This is a genomic window from Burkholderia sp. Bp8963 (assembly GCF_003854275.1).
In the GTDB taxonomy this organism is placed as follows: Bacteria; Pseudomonadota; Gammaproteobacteria; order Burkholderiales; family Burkholderiaceae; genus Burkholderia.
On sequence record NZ_QTQP01000033.1, the window covers coordinates 1 to 16,850 of the forward strand.

A 16,850-nucleotide genomic window follows, 5' to 3' on the forward strand; every position below is an offset into this window, starting at 1 on the left:
CTTCCGCTCGTTGGGCCTTCCGTCGCTGGGTCCATCGCCGATCAACTGATCCGAACCGCCGTGTACGGACCCGTACGCACGGTGGTGCGGGAGGGGTCGGGCCGCGAGGCCTGCCCCTATCCCAATTGTCCGGGCGGTGCGAGGGCGTCGTCGGGTTGCGCATTGCTCGTCCCGACGACGAGACGGCCCTGTCTCAGTAACTGCCGTTCGCGAACCGGGAGATCGGATCGTCGGCGCTACCGGTCGCGGCCCTGACGGGCTCCGCTTGCGTCGACGCGCGCAGCACTTGCACGGAACCCGCCGCCGGCTCGGGCGCAAGCGGCTGACTGGCGGTGGCGCGGGCGGCCAGCGGCGTGTCGTAGGTATCCGATCCGGCTGCCGCAAACGCATCGGCCGGCTGGATCGTGATCGTCGGAATCGTGATGCCGCTCGTCGCGGGTTGCGTAGGCGGCGTGTCGTTTCCGCTGCTCGCAAGCGCCGGCGAAACCGAGCCGGCGGTTTGTGCCTGCTGTTGCGCAGCGGCCGTGCGTGACGGCGGCGGCTCGAACGGATCGGTTGTGCCGGTGGCCGCTGCGCGCGGCACAGGCGCCGGTGTGGCGGCCGGACGTGCTGCCGCGATCGTCGTGCGCGGCGCAGGAGCGACCGTCGGCGCAGGCGTTGCCAATGCCGTGGTCGCGGGCGTGGCGGCCAGCGCGGCTGCTGCGGCCGGCGGCGTGTCGCGCCGCGCTTCGTAAGTCGGCGCGTCGAACGGCGTCGGCACCGCCCTCGGCGGCGCGACGCGGCGAATGCCGTCGAAGCGTTTCGCCCAGTACGAATTCGTCAGGTAGTCGAGCCGCACGGTGCCGCCGGTCGATGGCGCATTGACGAAGCGCAGCTTGCCGACATAGATGCCGACGTGCGAATGCGGCCGCCCGGTCGTGTTGAAGAAGATCAGGTCGCCCGGCGCGATCTGCTCCGGATCGATCGAGATGCCGCGGCCGCTCATGTCCGCGGTCGTGCGCGGCAGGTCCACGTCCGCCGCGCGGCCGATCACATAGCGGACGAGCCCGCTGCAGTCGAAGCCGCTGGCCGGCGTGTTGCCGCCCCAGCGATACGGTACGCCGACGAGGCTCATCGCCTGGATCGAGATTTCTTCCTGGCCGACGCTGTGGTCGACGAATTTCGGGAAATTGGCGGGCGGGGGGAATGCGCGCGGCGTCGTGATCGTCATGCCCGACGGGCGCGACGACTGTGGCGGCACGCTGGAACAGGCCGCAAGCAGCGAGACGACGGCGACGGGAAACCAGATTCGAACCATGACGGGCGAGCGAACGCAACGCGTTCGCCTATCGTATGACAACGGACACCCGATGGTAGTCGCTCCGACAGGGCTTAGGCAACCATTCCTGAGAATTTACTTGAAGTTTCGCGCGTAAATGTGGTCGTCGCGGTGGACGTTGCTGTGGTGTAGTGCCCACGCGCGGAGATTGCGACCCCAAAAATAAAAACGGCGCTCCGTTTCCGGAGCGCCGTGCGCTTGTCGCAGACCAGGCCGAATCAGGCCGACTTGGCCGGCCGGCTGCGTTACAGGATGTCCGACGCGTAGTCGGCGAGTCGTGACCGTTCGCCGCGCGCGAGCGTCACGTGGCCGCCGTGGCCCCAGCCCTTGAAGCGGTCGACGACGTAGGTGAGCCCCGAGCTGCCTTCCGTCAGGTAAGGCGTATCGATCTGCGCGATGTTGCCGAGGCAGACGATCTTCGTGCCGGGGCCCGCGCGCGTGACGAGCGTCTTCATCTGCTTCGGCGTCAGGTTCTGCGCCTCGTCGATGATCAGGTACTTGTCGACGAACGTGCGGCCGCGCATGAAGTTCATGCTCTTCACCTTCAGGCGCGAACGGATCAGTTCCTGCGTCGCCGCGCGGCCCCATTCGCCGGCTGCGTCGTCAGTCTTCTGCAGTACTTCGAGGTTGTCGTCGAATGCACCCATCCACGGCTGCATCTTCTCTTCCTCGGTGCCGGGCAGGAAGCCGATGTCCTCGCCGACGGGCACGGTCGCGCGCGTCACGATGATCTCGTTGTAGCGCTTGTCGTCGAGTACCTGCGCGAGGCCCGCTGCGAGCGCGACGAGCGTCTTGCCGGTGCCGGCCTGGCCGAGCAGCGTGACGAAGTCGATCTCCGGGTTCATCAGCAGGTTCAGCGCAAAATTCTGCTCGCGGTTGCGCGCGGTGATGCCCCACACATTGTTCTTGTGGTGGCTGTAGTCGCGCAGCGTCTGCAGCAGCGCCGTCTTGCCGTTCAGTTCGCGGACGATCGCATGGAACGTCGGCTCGCCGTTCTGCGGCTCGAGATAGACGAACTCGTTGACGAGCATCGACGCGACGAGCGGACCCGTCACGCGGTAGTACGTGGTGCCCGTCTTCGTGTCCTGCCAGCTCTCCATGCCCTTCGCGTGCCGGGTCCAGAAGTCCTGCGGCAGTTCGCGCACGCCCGTGTACAGGAGGTCCTTGTCCTCGAGCACCTGGTCGTTGAAGTAGTCTTCGGCCGGCAGGCCGAGCGCGTGTGCCTTGATCCGCATGTTGATGTCTTTCGACACCAGTACGACCTGGCGATCGGGCCGGTCGCGCTGCAGCGCGCGCACGACGCCGAGGATCTGGTTGTCGGCCTTGCCTTGCGGCAGGCCCTCGACGGGCTCGATGTGGTTGAGCGTCGTCTGGAAATACAGACGGCCGAGCGCTTCGCGGCTGCCGAGACGCGACAGCGGAATGCCGGCCGTGATCGGGCCGGCGTCGGCGACGAGCGCGTCGAGCGTGCGGCTCACCTGGCGCGCGTTGCGTGCGACTTCCGACATCCCCTTCTTGTGGTTGTCGAGTTCCTCGAGCGTCATCATCGGCAGATAGACGTCGTGTTCCTCGAAGCGGAAGAGGCTGCTCGGATCGTGCATCAGCACATTCGTATCGAGTACGAACAGCTTTTGCATCTCGGCCTCGGCGGCCTTGCGGCCGCGCGATTTCGTCGCGGTGCCGGCGTCGCGCGCGGTGGCCGACGCCGGTTTCGCGGCCGACGGTTTCTCGGCGCGCGCAACCGGTGCCGTTGGCGCAACCGGCTCGGCGGGAGCCGGCACGGGCTGCAGCAATGCGGCCGTCTGCTTGGTCTTGCGACCGCGTGCGGGGGCGCTCGCGGCTTCCTGCGCGGATGCAACCGCGCGCAGGGGTGCGGCCGTGTTCGCGGCTTCGGTCATGGGTTGGGCCACGCTAGCCGGGCCGTAGTCGGCGGCCGTGGAAACGTCCCCTTCGGCGGATTGCTTCGCGGCTTTTGCCGGTCGCGCTTTCGCCTTGTATTCGTCGGGCGGCAGCAGGCTGCCGAGCTTGCTGGGGGGGGTAGGCAAAGGCATGGTGTCCCTCGGGAGGAATCGTGTCGCATGGCATGCGCCGCTGATCGCATCCTGCTTCGTGACGAAGACGCGTGCAGTTTGCGCGCGGTGGCGCATAAGGATTTCGTATTGCCGGTTCGCCTAAATGTCGATCAGCTCCTTGACGGGGTGAAGGGCCGGACCGAGTGCCGGCGCGCAGACCATAAAAAAAGCCGCTGCCCCGTCGACCGGGACATGCGGCTCGGCTGATACCGTCGTGATGCGCGTCAGGTGCCGGGAAGCATTGCTACGGGCACCGGCGCAGCTACGAGAAATATGGGGCGAACTGGCATTCATTGCGGCCCAATATAGCGCGCCTCAAAGCGCTTGTACAGCACTTAGCACGTCGTCGACATGGCCCGGCACCTTGATGCCGCGCCACTCGCGACGCAGCACGCCATCGGCGTCGATCAGGAACGTCGAGCGCTCGATTCCGCGCACTTCCTTGCCATACATTTTCTTCATCTTGATGACATCGAACAGCGTGCACAGCGCTTCGTCGGCATCGGAGATCAGTGCGAACGGCAACTCGAGCTTTGCCTTGAAATTGTCATGCGAGCGCAGGCTGTCGCGCGACACGCCGACGATTTCCGAGCCGGCCTTCTTGAACTTCGGATAGAGATCGCGGAACTGCAGTCCCTCGGTCGTGCAGCCCGGCGTGTTGTCCTTCGGATAGAAGTACAGCACGAGCTTCTTGCCCTGCAGGTCGGACAGCGACAGGTCGCCGCCGGTAGCCGGTGCGGTGAAATCGGGAACTTGACGGTCAACTTCGACGGACACGTGTTTCTCCTGTTGTTATGGAAGGGCGCCTTGGCGAGCGCGCGCATGCGCGCTGCGCATCGATGGCGCGGGTGCGGCGGCGCGCAACGGGCGGTGCGCCGCCGCACCGGAGGGGCGGGAACGAACGGCGATGCCTCAGTCGGGCTGGACGATCAGCTCGCCGGAGCGGCCAGGGATTTCGCCCCACGTGACAGGGTACGATGGCAGCGTGTCGCGGTCCAGCGTCGCGTGATAGTCGCCCATCGTCGCAAACGTGTGACCTTGCGCGCGCCAGCCCGCGAGCAGTTGCTCGAACACCGGCGCGAGCTTCTGGCCTTCCAGCTCCGCGTGCAGCGTGAAGACCTGGTCGTGCGGATTGGTTTCGGTGAACTTGAGGATGTGCGCGGCGACGTTGTGCGTGTCGACGCCATCGACGCCGAGCACCTCGTCGAGCGTCGGCAGCGTCGTCGGCATCTGCACGTGCTCGAGTGTCCGCCCGCCGACGACCGGCCGATACGGCGAATGTCCGCGGCCGTCGGACGCATAGCGCATGCCCCACGCGTCGATCTGCTCGAACGCCGCGTCGTTCATCTGCCAGCCCGCCGCGCCGTGCGTGACGGGCGGCGCGCCGAAGATCTCGACGAAGCGCGCGTGGCTTTTCTGCATTTCACGCGCGGTCCAGTCGCGGCCGCGCTCACGGACGTTGTCCTGCCAGTACACGTGATCCCACGTGTGGATCCCGCATTCGAAGCCGGCCTCGTGGATCGCGCGCATGTCGGCGATCGCGCGGCGGCCGATGTCGGGGCCCGGCAGCAGCACGCCGTACATCAGCTGCTTCACGCCGTAATGCTCGACCACGGACGTGCGTGACACCTTCTTCAGGAACCCGGGGCGGAACACGCGCCGCAGCGCCCAGCCGGTATGGTCGGGCCCGAGGCTGAACAGGAAGGTCGCACGCGCGCTGAAGCGGTCGAAGATGCGTGCGAGGTTCGGCACGCCTTCGCGCGTGCCGCGCAGCGTGTCGACGTCGATCTTGAGGACGATGCGAGCCAAGCGTGCGTCCCGCTTCAGCCTTGCTGTTCGACGAGCGCGCGCGCGTCGGCGACGTGGCCGCGGTACGCTTCGAAGATCTTGCGCAGTGCTTCGTCGAACGTCGACTGCGGTGCCCAGCCGAGTTCCTGCATCGTGTTGTCGATCTTCGGCACGCGGTTCTGCACGTCCTGGTAGCCCTTGCCGTAGTACGCGCCCGACGTCGTTTCGACGAGGTTCACGTTTTTCGCGGAATCGGCATACTCCGGGAATTCGGCGGCCAGCTCGAGCATCTTGTGCGCGAGTTCGCGGACCGAGAAATTATTCTTCGGATTCCCGATGTTGTAGATCTTGCCCGACGCGATGCCGTTCGGGTTCTCGATGATCTTCATCAGCGCGCTGATGCCGTCGTCGATGTCGGTGAACGCGCGCTTCTGCGAGCCGCCGTCGACGAGGCTGATGTTCTCGCCGCGCACGATGTGGCCGAGGAACTGCGTGACGACGCGCGAGCTGCCTTCCTTCGGCGTGTAGATCGAGTCGAGGCCCGGGCCGATCCAGTTGAACGGTCGGAACAGCGTGAAGTTCAGGCCTTCCATCCCGTAGCCCCAGATCACGCGGTCCATCAGTTGCTTCGAGCATGCGTAGATCCAGCGCGGCTTGTTGATCGGGCCGTAGGTGAGGGCCGATGCGTCCGGGTCGAACTGCTCGTCCGCGCACATCCCGTAGACCTCGGACGTCGACGGGAACACGAGGTGCTTGCCGTATTTCACGGCCGAACGCACGATCGGCAGGTTCGCCTCGAAGTCGAGCTCGAACACGCGCAGCGGCTGCTGGACGTAGGTCGCGGGCGTTGCGATCGCGACGAGCGGCAGGATCACGTCGCACTTCTTCACGTGATACTCGACCCACTCCTTGTTGATCGTGATGTCGCCTTCGAAGAAATGCATCCGCTCGTGGTTGACGAGATCGCCGAGCCGATCGGTCTGCATGTCCATGCCGAACACTTCCCAATCGGTGGTTTCAAGAATGCGCTTGGACAGGTGATGGCCGATGAAGCCGTTCACACCCAGGATCAGGACTTTTTTTGCTTTCATGAATGACGGGAAGAATGAATGAACTGCGCGAATTCCGCGGGCGTCACGACGGTTTCGCTACCGTCGCGCTGTTGCCACAGCTCGAGAATGGAAATGGCGCGGCTGTCGCCGCAGACGCCGAATAGCGCATTATCGCTTACGTGCAGGCCGGGCGGCAAATCGGCCGCCGCCGCGGCGGCCGGGCTGCCGGGCGCCGCGGCGCGTGCGCGCGCGACCACGAAACGCGCGCCGTTCAGGTCGGTGAACGCGCCCGGATACGGGGGCGCGACCGCGCGGATCAGGTTGTAGACCTGTGCGGCGGGCTTCGACCAGTCGATCCGGCCGTCCTCGGGCTTGCGGCCGCCGAAATAGCTGCCGGACGACAGGTCGTTCGGCAGGTGCGGCGCCTCGCCCGCGAGCAGCGCGGGCAGCACGCGCCACAGCGTCTGCTCGGCGGCCACGGTGACCTTGTCGAACACCTGCGCGGCCGTGTCGTCCGGCAGGATCGGCACCGCGGTCTGGCCGACGATCGCGCCCGCGTCGGGCTTCGCGGCCATTTCGTGCAGCGTCGCGCCGGTTTCCGTTTCGCCGTTGAGCACCGCCCAGTTGGTCGGTACCCGACCCCGGTATTTCGGCAGCAGCGACCCGTGCATGTTGTACGCGCCGCGCGGCGCGAGCGCGAGCAGGTCGACGCTCAGCATGTGCCGGTAATAGAACGAGAAGATGAAGTCCGGTTGCGCGTCGGCAACGGCGCGGCGCAGCGCCGGATCGGCCGGGTCGGCCGGGGTGACGACCGGAATCCCGTGCTCGGCCGCGACCGATGCGACGCTGCCGAACCAGATGTTCTCGTTCGGGTTGTCCTCGTGCGTGACGACGAGCGCGACGTCGACGCCGCGCGCGAGCAGCACCTGCAGGCAGCGCACGCCGACGTTGTGATACGCGAAGACGACCGCGCGCGGCTTCATCGCGTGACCTCCTGGCGGCCTTCGCCAGCCGGCGCGTCCTGCACGTTGCCGTGCCGCTCGAGCACGGTCTGGATCAGGTAGCGCGGGCGCGCGCGCACCTGCTGGTAGATGCGGCCGATGTATTCGCCGAGCAGGCCGAGCGCGAAGATGATCACGCCGAGCAGGAAGAACGTGATCGCGAACAGCGTGAACACGCCTTGCACTTCCGCGCCGACGATGAAGCGCCGCACGAGCAGCAGCACGAACAGCGCGGCGGAGCCGAGCGACAGGATCACGCCGATGAACGACAGCCACTGCAGCGGCACGACCGAGAAGCCGGTCACGAGGTCGAAGTTCAGGCGGATCAGGCTGTACAGCGAATATTTCGATTCGCCGGCGAAGCGTTCCTCGTGCGCGACCTCGATCTCGGTCGGGTTCTGCGCGAACGTGTACGCGAGCGCCGGGATGAACGTGTTCACTTCGCCGCACACGTTGATCGTGTCGATGATGCGGCGGCTGTACGCGCGCAGCATGCAGCCCTGGTCGGTCATCTTGATGCGCGTGATGCGCTCGCGCAGCCGGTTCATCATCTGCGAAGCCTTGCGTCGCCACAGGCTGTCCTGGCGCTGCTTGCGGATCGAGCCGACGTAGTCGTAGCCCTCGTGCATCTTCGCGACCAGCTTGCCGATTTCCTCGGGCGGGTTCTGCAGGTCGGCGTCGAGCGTGACGACGATGTCGCCGCGCGACTGCGCGAAGCCGGCGAGGATCGCCATGTGCTGGCCATAGTTGCCGTTCAGCAGCACGACGCGCGTCGTGTCGGGGCGCACGTGGAACTGGTCCGCGAGCATCGCGGCCGAGCGGTCGCGGCTGCCGTCGTTGACCAGGATCACTTCGTACGACGTGCCGAGCGCGTCGAGCGCCGGATAGAGCCGCGCATAGAGCGCAGCGAGGCCGTCTTCCTCGTTGTACACGGGGATGACGATCGATACTTCCGGGTTCGCTGCGCCCGGGCGTCCGGTGCCCGGATGCCCGGCGCGTGCTTCAAGGTGACTCATGTACGCTTACTTTCCGTATTGTTCGCAAATCTGGTTGGTGGCGTCGACGACGCGACGCACGTCGTCTTCCGTCATCTGCGTGAAGAGCGGCAGCGTGACGGTCGACGCGCCGTACCGTTCGGCGTGGGGGAACATGCCCTCCTTGAAGCCGCGCGCGCGGTACAGCGAGAAAAGATGGATGGCCGGGTAATGGATCCCGGTGCCGATGCCGCGTTCCTTCATCTGCGCCATGAACTCGCCGCGCGTGATCGACAGCCGCTCGAGCGGCAGCGTGACGAGGAACATGTGCCAGTTGCCGTGCTCGAATTCGGCGAGCGGCAGGCCGAGGCCGAGCTTCGCGGCCGCGCCGCCGTCGAACGCGGCAAAGTACGCGCGGGCGAGCGCATGGCGCGTCGCGGTGAAGCGCTCGAGGTGCGGCAGCTGGCCAAGCCCGACGCGCGCGGCGACGTCGGTCAGATTGTACTTGCCGCCGAGCACGTCGCAGTCCATCCCGTCGAAGCCGGTGCGCGTGATGCCTTGCAGCCGGTATTTCTGCGCGAGCGTCGCCTCGTCCTCGTTGTTGAGCACGAGCGCGCCGCCTTCGATCGTCGTGAGGTTCTTGTTCGCGTGGAAGCTGAACGACACGATGTCGCCGATCGCGCCGATGCGCTGGCCACGCCACGTCGAACCGAATGCCTGCGCGGCATCCTCGATCACGCGCAGCTTGTGCGCGCGGGCGATCGCGTACAGGCGGTCCATATCGACCGGCAGGCCGGCGAGGTAGACGGGAATGATCGCCTTCGTGCGCGGCGTGATCGCCTTCTCGAGCAGGTCGAGGTCGATGTTGCGCGTGACGGGATCGATGTCGGCGAACACCGGCGTCGCGCCGGTCTCGAGGATCACGTTGCTGGTCGACACCCACGATGCGGGCGACGTGATCACTTCGTCGCCGGGGCCGACACCGGCGATGCGCAGGCCGATCTCGAGCGTGCAGGTGCCCGAATTGAACGCGCGCACCGGGCGGCCGCCGAAGTATTCGGACAGCGCGGCCTCGAACCGCTGGTTCTGCGGGCCGGTGGTGATCCAGCCCGAGCGCAGCACGTCGACTACGCCCTGGATGGTTTCCTCGTCGATTTCGGGACGGGTGAACGGCAAGAACGGAACGGCAGTCTGGCTCATGGACGCTTGACTCGTAATGGCTGTAATAAAAGGGACGGGCGGTTCGCCCGAAACCGGCATTAGACACCGGTTGACCGATTCATACCGTGATTTTTTGTAGGCGAATGCTTAATCGGACGACGCGGTGGCGCTCAGCTGCGCGCGAGCACCAACACTCCGATCAGGATGATGCCGATGCCGACGAGCCGCTGGACGGACAGCACCTCGCCGAACAGGTACCACGCGGCAAATGCGTTGACGACATAGCCGAGCGACAGCATCGGGTACGCGATCGACACGTCGACCCGCGACAGCCCGACGATCCAGACGACGACGCTGAGCACGTAGCACCCGAGCCCGCCGATGATCGGCAATTGGGTCGCGATCTTCAGGCCGACAGGGATGATGTTCGCGCGGCTGAACTCGAAGTGTCCAACGGCGTTGACGCCGGCTTTCAGCAGAAGTTGCGCACAGGCGTTGAGCATCACGCCGGTGATGATGCAGACGAACGAAACGGGATTCATGCGGAAGACGTCCTTACGATTGCGGTTTCTCGACGATCACGCGGCGGGTGTCGCGCGCGATCACGCGCATCGGCACGCGTAGCGCGACGAGCTTGTCGTACTCGCCGGGCGGCATGATCGCGAGCGCGTGGGTTTCCTGCTTCCAGCGCGCGATCCATTCGTCGACGGTCGGAATCCATTTGTCCGGCTCGACCGAGATCCCGAACCCGAGTTCGTCCTGGCGCTGGACCATGATCGTCGTGTGGCCGACGTAGAACGGGAACGTATGGTCGAGCATCTCGACCGAATAGAACGGCGTGTCGGCGGGCAGCCTGTCGAGCTCGGCGCGCACGGCCGGCGCGAGCAGCGCGCCCGAGCTGTAGCGGCCGAATTCGTCGTGGCCGGTGCCGCCGATCGTGCCGAACGCAAGCCAGGCGGCGCCGAACGCGGTGATCGCGGCCGTCACGCCCGCGCGCGGATGGCGGTTGAGCCATGCGGCGCCGAGCGTGAGCACGGCCGAGACCGCGAGGCCCGCGTACAGCCACAGCTGGAACGCGCGGTACAGCGCGTTCGGCGTGCGCGCATCGCCCTGGTACGCGAGGAAGATGATGCCGAACGCGGCAACGACGATGAACACGAGGTAGCCGAGCAGGTGGCGGCGAAACCGGTCCGCCGTCACGAGCGGCAGGTACGCGCCGATCACGAGCGCGAGCGCCGGCGCGACCGGCAGCACGTACGACAGCAGCTTCGAGTGCGACGTGCTGAAGAACAGGAAGATGAATGCGCTCCAGACCAGCAGCACGAGCATCGGCGCGAAGCCGTTCGGCTGGCGCGGCATCCGCAGCGCGTGACGGATGCTCTGCCACGCGACCGACAGCCACGGCAGGAAGCCGACCAGCAGTACCGGCACGAAGTAGTAGAACGGGCCGGGGCGGTTCTGTTCCGGGGTCAGATAGCGGCGGAACTGCTGGACGATGAAGAAGAAGTTGAAGAATTCCGGGTTGCGCTGCTGGACCAGCACGAACCACGGCGTGACGATCGCGAAGAAGATCACGAGCCCGCTGACGAGGTACAGGCGCTTCCACAGCGCCCAGTCGCGCGCGATCAGCGTATAGAGCACCAGCACGGCGCCCGGCAGGATCAGGCCGACGAGGCCCTTCGACAGCACCGCGAGCGCCATCGCTGCCCAGCAGACCCACATCCAGCCGCGCACCGCGGCGGGGCGCAGCCCGGGCCGCTGCGCGAGCAGCAATGCGCACAGCGTGACGGCCATCCACAGCGACAGGCCCATGTCGAGCGTGTTGAAGTGGCCCATCAGGTTCCAGTACGGCGAGCACGCGAGCACGACGGCCGCGAGGAAGCCCGACAGCGGGTTGAACAGGCGCGCGCCGGTGTAGCCGACGAGCAGCACGCCGGCGAAGCTCGCGACGGCCGTATACAGGCGTGCCTGCCACTCGCCGAGGCCGAACCACGCGAACGTCAGCGCGTTGAGCCAGGTCTGCAGCGGCGGCTTCTCGAAATACTTGTAGCCGTTGTAGCGGGGCGTGATCCAGTCGCCGGTGACGAACATCTCGCGCGCCATCTCGGCGTAGCGGCCTTCGTCGCTGGGAATCAGGTGGCGCAGGCCGAGCGGCGCGAACCAGATGACGGCGAGCGCGAGGATCAGCAGGACGAGCACGGTGCGGTTGAGCGGTAGCCTCGACGGCGTATCGTTCATGGAAATTCAGCCTGTTGGTTGTTGTGATGGGCCGCCGGCGGCTTACGTAGTTTAAGCAGGGGCAGGCGCAGGACCCGGGATGGACCGGGCCACGTCAGACCGCGCCAGGCCGGGCCTGGCGTGGCCCGACTGGTCAGGACCCGATGCGTCGGCGAGAGTTTTACCGCATCGGGGATTAACGTTCAATTAAGAGCGCGGCGGCGACTTTGCGGCCTTCGGCCATCAGGATGTTGTAGGTGCGGCAGGCGGCCTGGAAGTCCATCGTTTCGACGCCGATCCGCTTCGCGGTGAGCGCGGCGACGAGGCGCGGATGCGGAAAGCGCAGGCGCGCGCCGCTGCCGAAGATCACGACCTCGGGCGCCGGGTCGAGCAGCATCGCGAAATGCTCGGGCGCGAGCGCGTCGAACGACGACACGGGCCACGCCTGGACCGGTGCGCCCGGCAGGACGATGACGCTCTGTTCGTGCCGCTCGAGATTGACGTCGACATAATCGGGGCCGTAGCCGGTGACGGTGTTGAGCACGCCGCTCGTGTCCTGGTGCAGTTTCAAATCAGTATGTCCGCAGTTCCGAAAGGGGATTGGGGCCGCCCAGGCGGGGCCGCCAAGGTGGGCCGTGCGGGGCCCGGGCGGCCGTTTTCGCGTGCCGGGCGCGCGGGACGCCAGACGACGCGGGCCCGGCGCGGCTTTGTGCATTGCGAAAGTCGGCCAAAATCCGCTAAATTATAACTTTTTGGCCGCCCCCCGGCGGCGTTCGCGTCGTGCGTCGCCACAAGCCGCGCCCGGCCGCCACAATCGTCCAGCCTAGACAGCGCGCGCAGACCGGCCGCTCTCCAGTTTCGATTCCCGCCTCCCAGGCCGCCAGGCATTATCCAGGAACCGTGTCGTCGTGAAACCGATTCAGAAATCGAACAAGCTGCTCAACGTCTGCTACGACATCCGTGGCCCGGTGCTCGAGCACGCGAAGCGCCTCGAGGAAGAAGGCCACCGCATCATCAAGCTGAACATCGGCAACCTCGCGCCGTTCGGCTTCGACGCGCCGGACGAGATCATCCAGGACATGATCCGCAACCTGCCGACCTCGTCCGGCTATTCGGATTCGAAGGGCGTGTTCTCCGCGCGCAAGGCGGTCATGCACTACACGCAGCAAAAGGGCGTGGTGGGCGTCGGCCTCGACGACATCTACATCGGCAACGGCGCGTCCGAGCTGATCGTGATGGCGACCCAGGCGCTGCTCAACGACGGCGACGAGGTGCTGCTGCCGGCGCCCGACTACCCGCTGTGGACGGCCGCCGTGAGCCTGTCGGGCGGCACGCCCGTGCACTACGTGTGCGACGAGCAGAACGCGTGGATGCCCGATCTCGACGACATCCGCCGCAAGATCACGCCGAACACGAAGGCGATCGTCGTGATCAACCCGAACAACCCGACGGGCGCGCTTTATTCGGACGAATTGCTGCTCGAGCTGCTCGAAATCGCGCGCCAGCACGGCCTGATCGTGTTCGCCGACGAGGTCTACGACAAGATCGTCTACGACGGCCTCGAGCATACGGCGATGGCCGCGCTGTCGGAGGACGTGATCACCGTCACGTTCAACAGCCTGTCGAAGAGCTATCGCTCGTGCGGCTACCGCGCGGGCTGGATGGCCGTGTCGGGCCTCGGCGGCGACAACCGCCGCCGCGCGCAGGACTACCTCGAGGGGCTCGGGATCCTGTCGTCGATGCGCCTGTGCGCGAACGTGCCGGGGCAGTTCGCGATCCAGACGGCGCTCGGCGGCTACCAGAGCATCAACGAGCTGATCGTGCCGTCGGGGCGCCTTTACAAGCAGCGCGAACTCGCGTACGACATGCTCACGTCGATCCCGGGCGTGACCTGCGTGAAGCCGCAGGCCGCGCTCTACATGTTCCCGCGGCTCGATCCGAAGCTCTACCCGATCCGGAACGACCAGCAGTTCATTCTCGACCTGCTGCTCGAGGAGCGTGTGCTGCTCGTGCAGGGCACGGGCTTCAACTGGGCGACGCCGGACCATTTCCGCGTCGTGTTCCTGCCGAATCTCGACGACCTGACCGATTCGATCAACCGGATCGCGCGCTTCCTCGACGGTTATCGGAAGCGCCACTCGGTCTGAGCCGGCGACACTGCGCCATCCCTATTTAACTTTTACTCATCGATCACACGCAGCATGGAACCGATCAAAGTTGGCCTGTTGGGCTTCGGCACGGTAGGCAGCGGCACCTTCACGGTGCTGCGCCGCAACCAGGAAGAAATCAAGCGCCGCGCGGGTCGCGGCATCGAGATCGCGCGCATCGCGGTGCGCAACCCGGCGAAGGCGCAGGCTGCGCTCGGCGGCGAGCCCGGCAGCGCGCAGATCACTGACGACTTCAACGCCGTCGTCGACGATCCGTCGATCGCGATCGTCGCGGAGATGATCGGCGGCACGGGCATCGCGCGCGAGCTCGTGCTGCGCGCGATCGCGAACGGCAAGCACGTCGTGACCGCGAACAAGGCACTGCTCGCGGTGCACGGCACCGAGATCTTCGAGGCCGCGCGCGAGAAGGGCGTGATGGTCGCGTTCGAGGCGGCCGTCGCCGGCGGCATCCCGATCATCAAGGCGCTGCGCGAAGGCCTGACCGCGAACCGCATCCAGTACATCGCGGGCATCATCAACGGCACGACCAACTACATCCTGTCGGAAATGCGCGACCGCGGCCTCGACTTCGCGACCGCGCTGAAGGCCGCGCAGGAGCTCGGCTACGCGGAAGCCGATCCGACCTTCGACATCGAGGGCGTCGACGCCGCGCACAAGGCGACGATCATGAGCGCGATCGCGTTCGGCGTGCCGGTGCAGTTCGACCGTGCGTACGTCGAAGGCATCAGCAAGCTCGACGCGACCGACATCCGCTACGCGGAAGAGCTCGGCTACCGGATCAAGCTGCTCGGCATCACGCGCCGCGCCGAAAACGGCATCGAGCTGCGCGTGCATCCGACGCTGATCCCCGAGAAGCGCCTGCTCGCGAACGTCGAGGGTGCGATGAACGCGGTCGTCGTGCACGGCGACGCGGTCGGCACCACGCTGTACTACGGCAAGGGCGCGGGCGCGGAGCCGACCGCGTCGGCGGTCGTCGCGGATCTCGTCGACGTCACGCGCCTGCACACGGCCGACCCCGAGCACCGTGTGCCGCATCTCGCGTTCCAGCCAGACAGCCTGTCGAACACGCCGATCTTGCCGATCGAGGAAGTGACGAGCGGCTACTACCTGCGCCTGCGCGTCGCCGACCAGACCGGCGTGCTCGCGGACATCACGCGCATCCTCGCCGAGTCGGGCATCTCGATCGACGCGCTGCTGCAGAAGGAGTCGGAGCAGGTCGACGACGCGAACGGCGAGACCGACATCATCCTGATCACGCACGTGACGGTCGAGAAGAACGTGAACGCGGCGATCGCGAGGATCGAAGGGCTCGCGACGGTCGTCTCGAAGGTGACGAAGCTGCGCATGGAAGCGCTGAACTGAGGCGGAACACATGAATTACATCTCCACGCGCGGCGCCGGCATCGGCGAGCGCCACACGTTCTCCGACATCCTGCTCGGCGGCCTCGCGAAGGATGGCGGGCTCTACCTGCCGGCCGAGTATCCGCAGGTCTCGGCCGACGAGCTCGCACGCTGGCGCACGCTGCCGTACGCGGATCTCGCGTTCGAGATCCTGTCGAAGTTCAGCGACGACATTCCGGCCGACGACCTGCGCGCGATCACGCGTCGTACGTACACGGCCGACGTGTACCGCAACACGCGCCACGGCGAGAACGCGGACGACATCACGCCGCTGAAGACGCTCGGCACCGAGAACGGTGCGGCGCTGTCGCTGCTCGAACTGTCGAACGGTCCGACGCTCGCGTTCAAGGACATGGCGATGCAGCTGCTCGGCAACCTGTTCGAGTACACGCTCGCGAAGCACGGGCAGACGCTGAATATCCTCGGCGCGACGTCCGGCGACACGGGCAGCGCGGCCGAATACGCGATGCGCGGCAAGGCCGGCGTGCGTGTGTTCATGCTGTCGCCGCACAAGAAGATGAGCGCGTTCCAGACTGCCCAGATGTTCAGCCTGCAGGATCCGAACATCTTCAACCTCGCGGTCGAAGGCGTGTTCGACGACTGCCAGGACATCGTGAAGGCCGTGTCGAACGATCACGCGTTCAAGGCGCAGCAGAAGATCGGGACGGTCAACTCGATCAACTGGGCACGCGTCGTCGCACAGGTCGTGTACTACTTCAAGGGCTACTTCGCGGCCACCCGATCCAACGACGAACGCGTGTCGTTCACGGTGCCGTCCGGCAACTTCGGCAATGTCTGCGCAGGCCATATCGCGCGGATGATGGGGCTGCCGATCGCGAAGCTGGTGGTCGCGACCAACGAGAACGACGTGCTCGACGAGTTCTTCCGCACGGGCGCGTACCGTGTGCGCAGCGCCGAGAACACCTATCACACGAGCAGCCCGAGCATGGACATCTCGAAGGCATCGAACTTCGAGCGCTTCGTGTTCGACCTGCTCGGCCGCGATCCGGCGCGCGTGATGCAGCTGTTCCGCGACGTCGAGGAGAAGGGCGGTTTCGATCTCGCGGCGAGCGGCGATTTCGCGCGCGTCGCCGAGTTCGGCTTCGTGTCGGGCCGCAGCAGCCACACCGACCGCATCGCGACGATCCGCGACGTGTTCTCGCGCTATGACGCGATGATCGACACGCACACGGCCGACGGCGTGAAGGTCGCGCGCGAGCATCTCGACGCGGGCGTACCGATGATCGTGCTCGAGACCGCGCAGCCGATCAAGTTCGGCGAGACGATCCGCGAAGCGCTCGATCGCGAAGCCGAGCGGCCGGCCGCATTCGACGGGCTCGAGGCGCTGCCGCAGCGTTTCGAGGTCGTGAAGGCCGACGCGCAGCAGGTGAAGGACTTCATCGCCGCGCACACGGGCGCGTGACGCGCTGCCGGGCCGCACGCCCGGCGGTGTCGGACGGCCGGAACGCCGATTCGTCGAACGGATCGGGGTTCCGGCCGTTTTGCTTGGCGGCGCGCACCGGCCTGGCCGCCTCGGTGGCGCAAGCACGGCGCGGCAACCGGCCCGTACTGCCGCTGACCGCCGAGCGAGACAAGTGTCAGTGCCGCGCGTCCTCGCCAATCACAGTTTCCGCATGTCCGCCATATCGCACGGCGGCCCGATCGCGTCGCTACAATGACGTATTGCTTCCCACGATT

At 66.3% G+C, this 16,850-nt stretch carries 14 protein-coding genes and 1 pseudogene; 4 read left to right on the forward strand and 11 right to left on the reverse strand.

The features are described 5' to 3' along the window. Positions 1-193: 193 nt before the first annotated feature. Both DID96_RS24700 and DID96_RS24705 read right to left on the reverse strand, forming a co-directional pair. On the reverse strand, positions 194-1,297 hold the full coding sequence (locus DID96_RS24700; RefSeq protein ID WP_124601884.1) for a C40 family peptidase: 1,104 nt from the start codon (positions 1,295-1,297) through the stop codon (positions 194-196). Positions 1,298-1,563: 266 nt separating this feature from the next. Further along, positions 1,564-3,369 (reverse strand): PhoH family protein, encoded by a 1,806-nt coding sequence (locus DID96_RS24705; RefSeq protein ID WP_124601885.1) that lies wholly within the window; start codon positions 3,367-3,369, stop codon positions 1,564-1,566. On the opposite strand from DID96_RS24705, the pseudogene DID96_RS39430 reads away from it, so the two are divergent. Continuing rightward, positions 3,277-3,467, forward strand: a pseudogene (locus DID96_RS39430) (hypothetical protein). The gene DID96_RS24705 and the pseudogene DID96_RS39430 overlap by 93 nt on opposite strands. A 238-nt stretch (positions 3,468-3,705) precedes the next feature. On the opposite strand, the gene DID96_RS24715 reads toward DID96_RS39430, so the two are convergent. From DID96_RS24715 to DID96_RS24755, 9 genes are all read right to left on the reverse strand, one after another. Continuing rightward, complete coding sequence (locus DID96_RS24715) at positions 3,706-4,167, reverse strand: peroxiredoxin (RefSeq protein WP_124601886.1); 462 nt, start codon at positions 4,165-4,167, stop codon at positions 3,706-3,708. 135 nt (positions 4,168-4,302) lie between these two features. Then, a complete protein-coding gene (locus DID96_RS24720; protein WP_124601887.1) occupies positions 4,303-5,199 on the reverse strand; it encodes a polysaccharide deacetylase family protein in 897 nt (298 codons plus the stop codon). 14 nt (positions 5,200-5,213) lie between these two features. Further along, positions 5,214-6,269: a bifunctional UDP-4-keto-pentose/UDP-xylose synthase gene (locus tag DID96_RS24725; protein ID WP_124601888.1), complete on the reverse strand. Its 1,056-nt coding sequence runs from the start codon at positions 6,267-6,269 to the stop codon at positions 5,214-5,216. Next, a complete protein-coding gene (locus DID96_RS24730; protein WP_124601889.1) occupies positions 6,266-7,213 on the reverse strand; it encodes a formyltransferase in 948 nt (315 codons plus the stop codon). Before DID96_RS24730 ends, DID96_RS24725 begins: the two co-directional genes overlap by 4 nt. Beyond that, on the reverse strand, positions 7,210-8,247 hold the full coding sequence (locus tag DID96_RS24735; protein WP_124601890.1) for a glycosyltransferase: 1,038 nt from the start codon (positions 8,245-8,247) through the stop codon (positions 7,210-7,212). The genes DID96_RS24730 and DID96_RS24735 overlap by 4 nt, the downstream gene beginning before the upstream one ends. A gap of 6 nt (positions 8,248-8,253) precedes the next feature. After that, a complete protein-coding gene (locus DID96_RS24740) occupies positions 8,254-9,405 on the reverse strand; it encodes a DegT/DnrJ/EryC1/StrS aminotransferase family protein (RefSeq protein WP_124601891.1) in 1,152 nt (383 codons plus the stop codon). A gap of 131 nt (positions 9,406-9,536) precedes the next feature. Next, positions 9,537-9,908 (reverse strand): EamA family transporter, encoded by a 372-nt coding sequence (locus tag DID96_RS24745; RefSeq protein WP_011352303.1) that lies wholly within the window; start codon positions 9,906-9,908, stop codon positions 9,537-9,539. A 13-nt stretch (positions 9,909-9,921) separates the two neighbouring features. Further along, positions 9,922-11,604 (reverse strand): glycosyltransferase family 39 protein, encoded by a 1,683-nt coding sequence (locus DID96_RS24750; protein ID WP_124601892.1) that lies wholly within the window; start codon positions 11,602-11,604, stop codon positions 9,922-9,924. Between the two features lie 175 nt (positions 11,605-11,779). Further along, a complete protein-coding gene (locus DID96_RS24755; RefSeq protein WP_124601893.1) occupies positions 11,780-12,154 on the reverse strand; it encodes an Mth938-like domain-containing protein in 375 nt (124 codons plus the stop codon). A 337-nt stretch (positions 12,155-12,491) separates the two neighbouring features. Here DID96_RS24755 and DID96_RS24760 point away from each other — a divergent pair, with 337 nt between their 5' ends. The 3 genes from DID96_RS24760 to thrC are packed head-to-tail and all read left to right on the forward strand — an operon-like array spanning position 12,492 to position 16,575. Then, on the forward strand, positions 12,492-13,730 hold the full coding sequence (locus DID96_RS24760) for a pyridoxal phosphate-dependent aminotransferase (protein WP_124601894.1): 1,239 nt from the start codon (positions 12,492-12,494) through the stop codon (positions 13,728-13,730). Positions 13,731-13,784: 54 nt separating this feature from the next. Continuing rightward, positions 13,785-15,113: a homoserine dehydrogenase gene (locus tag DID96_RS24765; RefSeq protein ID WP_124601895.1), complete on the forward strand. Its 1,329-nt coding sequence runs from the start codon at positions 13,785-13,787 to the stop codon at positions 15,111-15,113. Positions 15,114-15,123: 10 nt separating this feature from the next. After that, on the forward strand, positions 15,124-16,575 hold the full coding sequence (gene thrC / locus DID96_RS24770) for a threonine synthase (protein WP_124601896.1): 1,452 nt from the start codon (positions 15,124-15,126) through the stop codon (positions 16,573-16,575). Positions 16,576-16,850 lie beyond the last annotated feature (275 nt).

Coding starts and splice junctions, on each gene's coding strand:
- DID96_RS24750 (WP_124601892.1), bottom strand. CDS start 11,604: ATGAACGATACGCCGTCGAGGCTACCGCTCAACCGCACCGTGCTCGTC.
- DID96_RS24740 (WP_124601891.1), bottom strand. CDS start 9,405: ATGAGCCAGACTGCCGTTCCGTTCTTGCCGTTCACCCGTCCCGAAATC.
- thrC (WP_124601896.1), top strand. CDS start 15,124: ATGAATTACATCTCCACGCGCGGCGCCGGCATCGGCGAGCGCCACACG.
- DID96_RS24705 (WP_124601885.1), bottom strand. CDS start 3,369: ATGCCTTTGCCTACCCCCCCCAGCAAGCTCGGCAGCCTGCTGCCGCCC.
- DID96_RS24765 (WP_124601895.1), top strand. CDS start 13,785: ATGGAACCGATCAAAGTTGGCCTGTTGGGCTTCGGCACGGTAGGCAGC.
- DID96_RS24745 (WP_011352303.1), bottom strand. CDS start 9,908: ATGAATCCCGTTTCGTTCGTCTGCATCATCACCGGCGTGATGCTCAAC.
- DID96_RS24700 (WP_124601884.1), bottom strand. CDS start 1,297: ATGGTTCGAATCTGGTTTCCCGTCGCCGTCGTCTCGCTGCTTGCGGCC.
- DID96_RS24735 (WP_124601890.1), bottom strand. CDS start 8,247: ATGAGTCACCTTGAAGCACGCGCCGGGCATCCGGGCACCGGACGCCCG.
- DID96_RS24725 (WP_124601888.1), bottom strand. CDS start 6,269: ATGAAAGCAAAAAAAGTCCTGATCCTGGGTGTGAACGGCTTCATCGGC.
- DID96_RS24730 (WP_124601889.1), bottom strand. CDS start 7,213: ATGAAGCCGCGCGCGGTCGTCTTCGCGTATCACAACGTCGGCGTGCGC.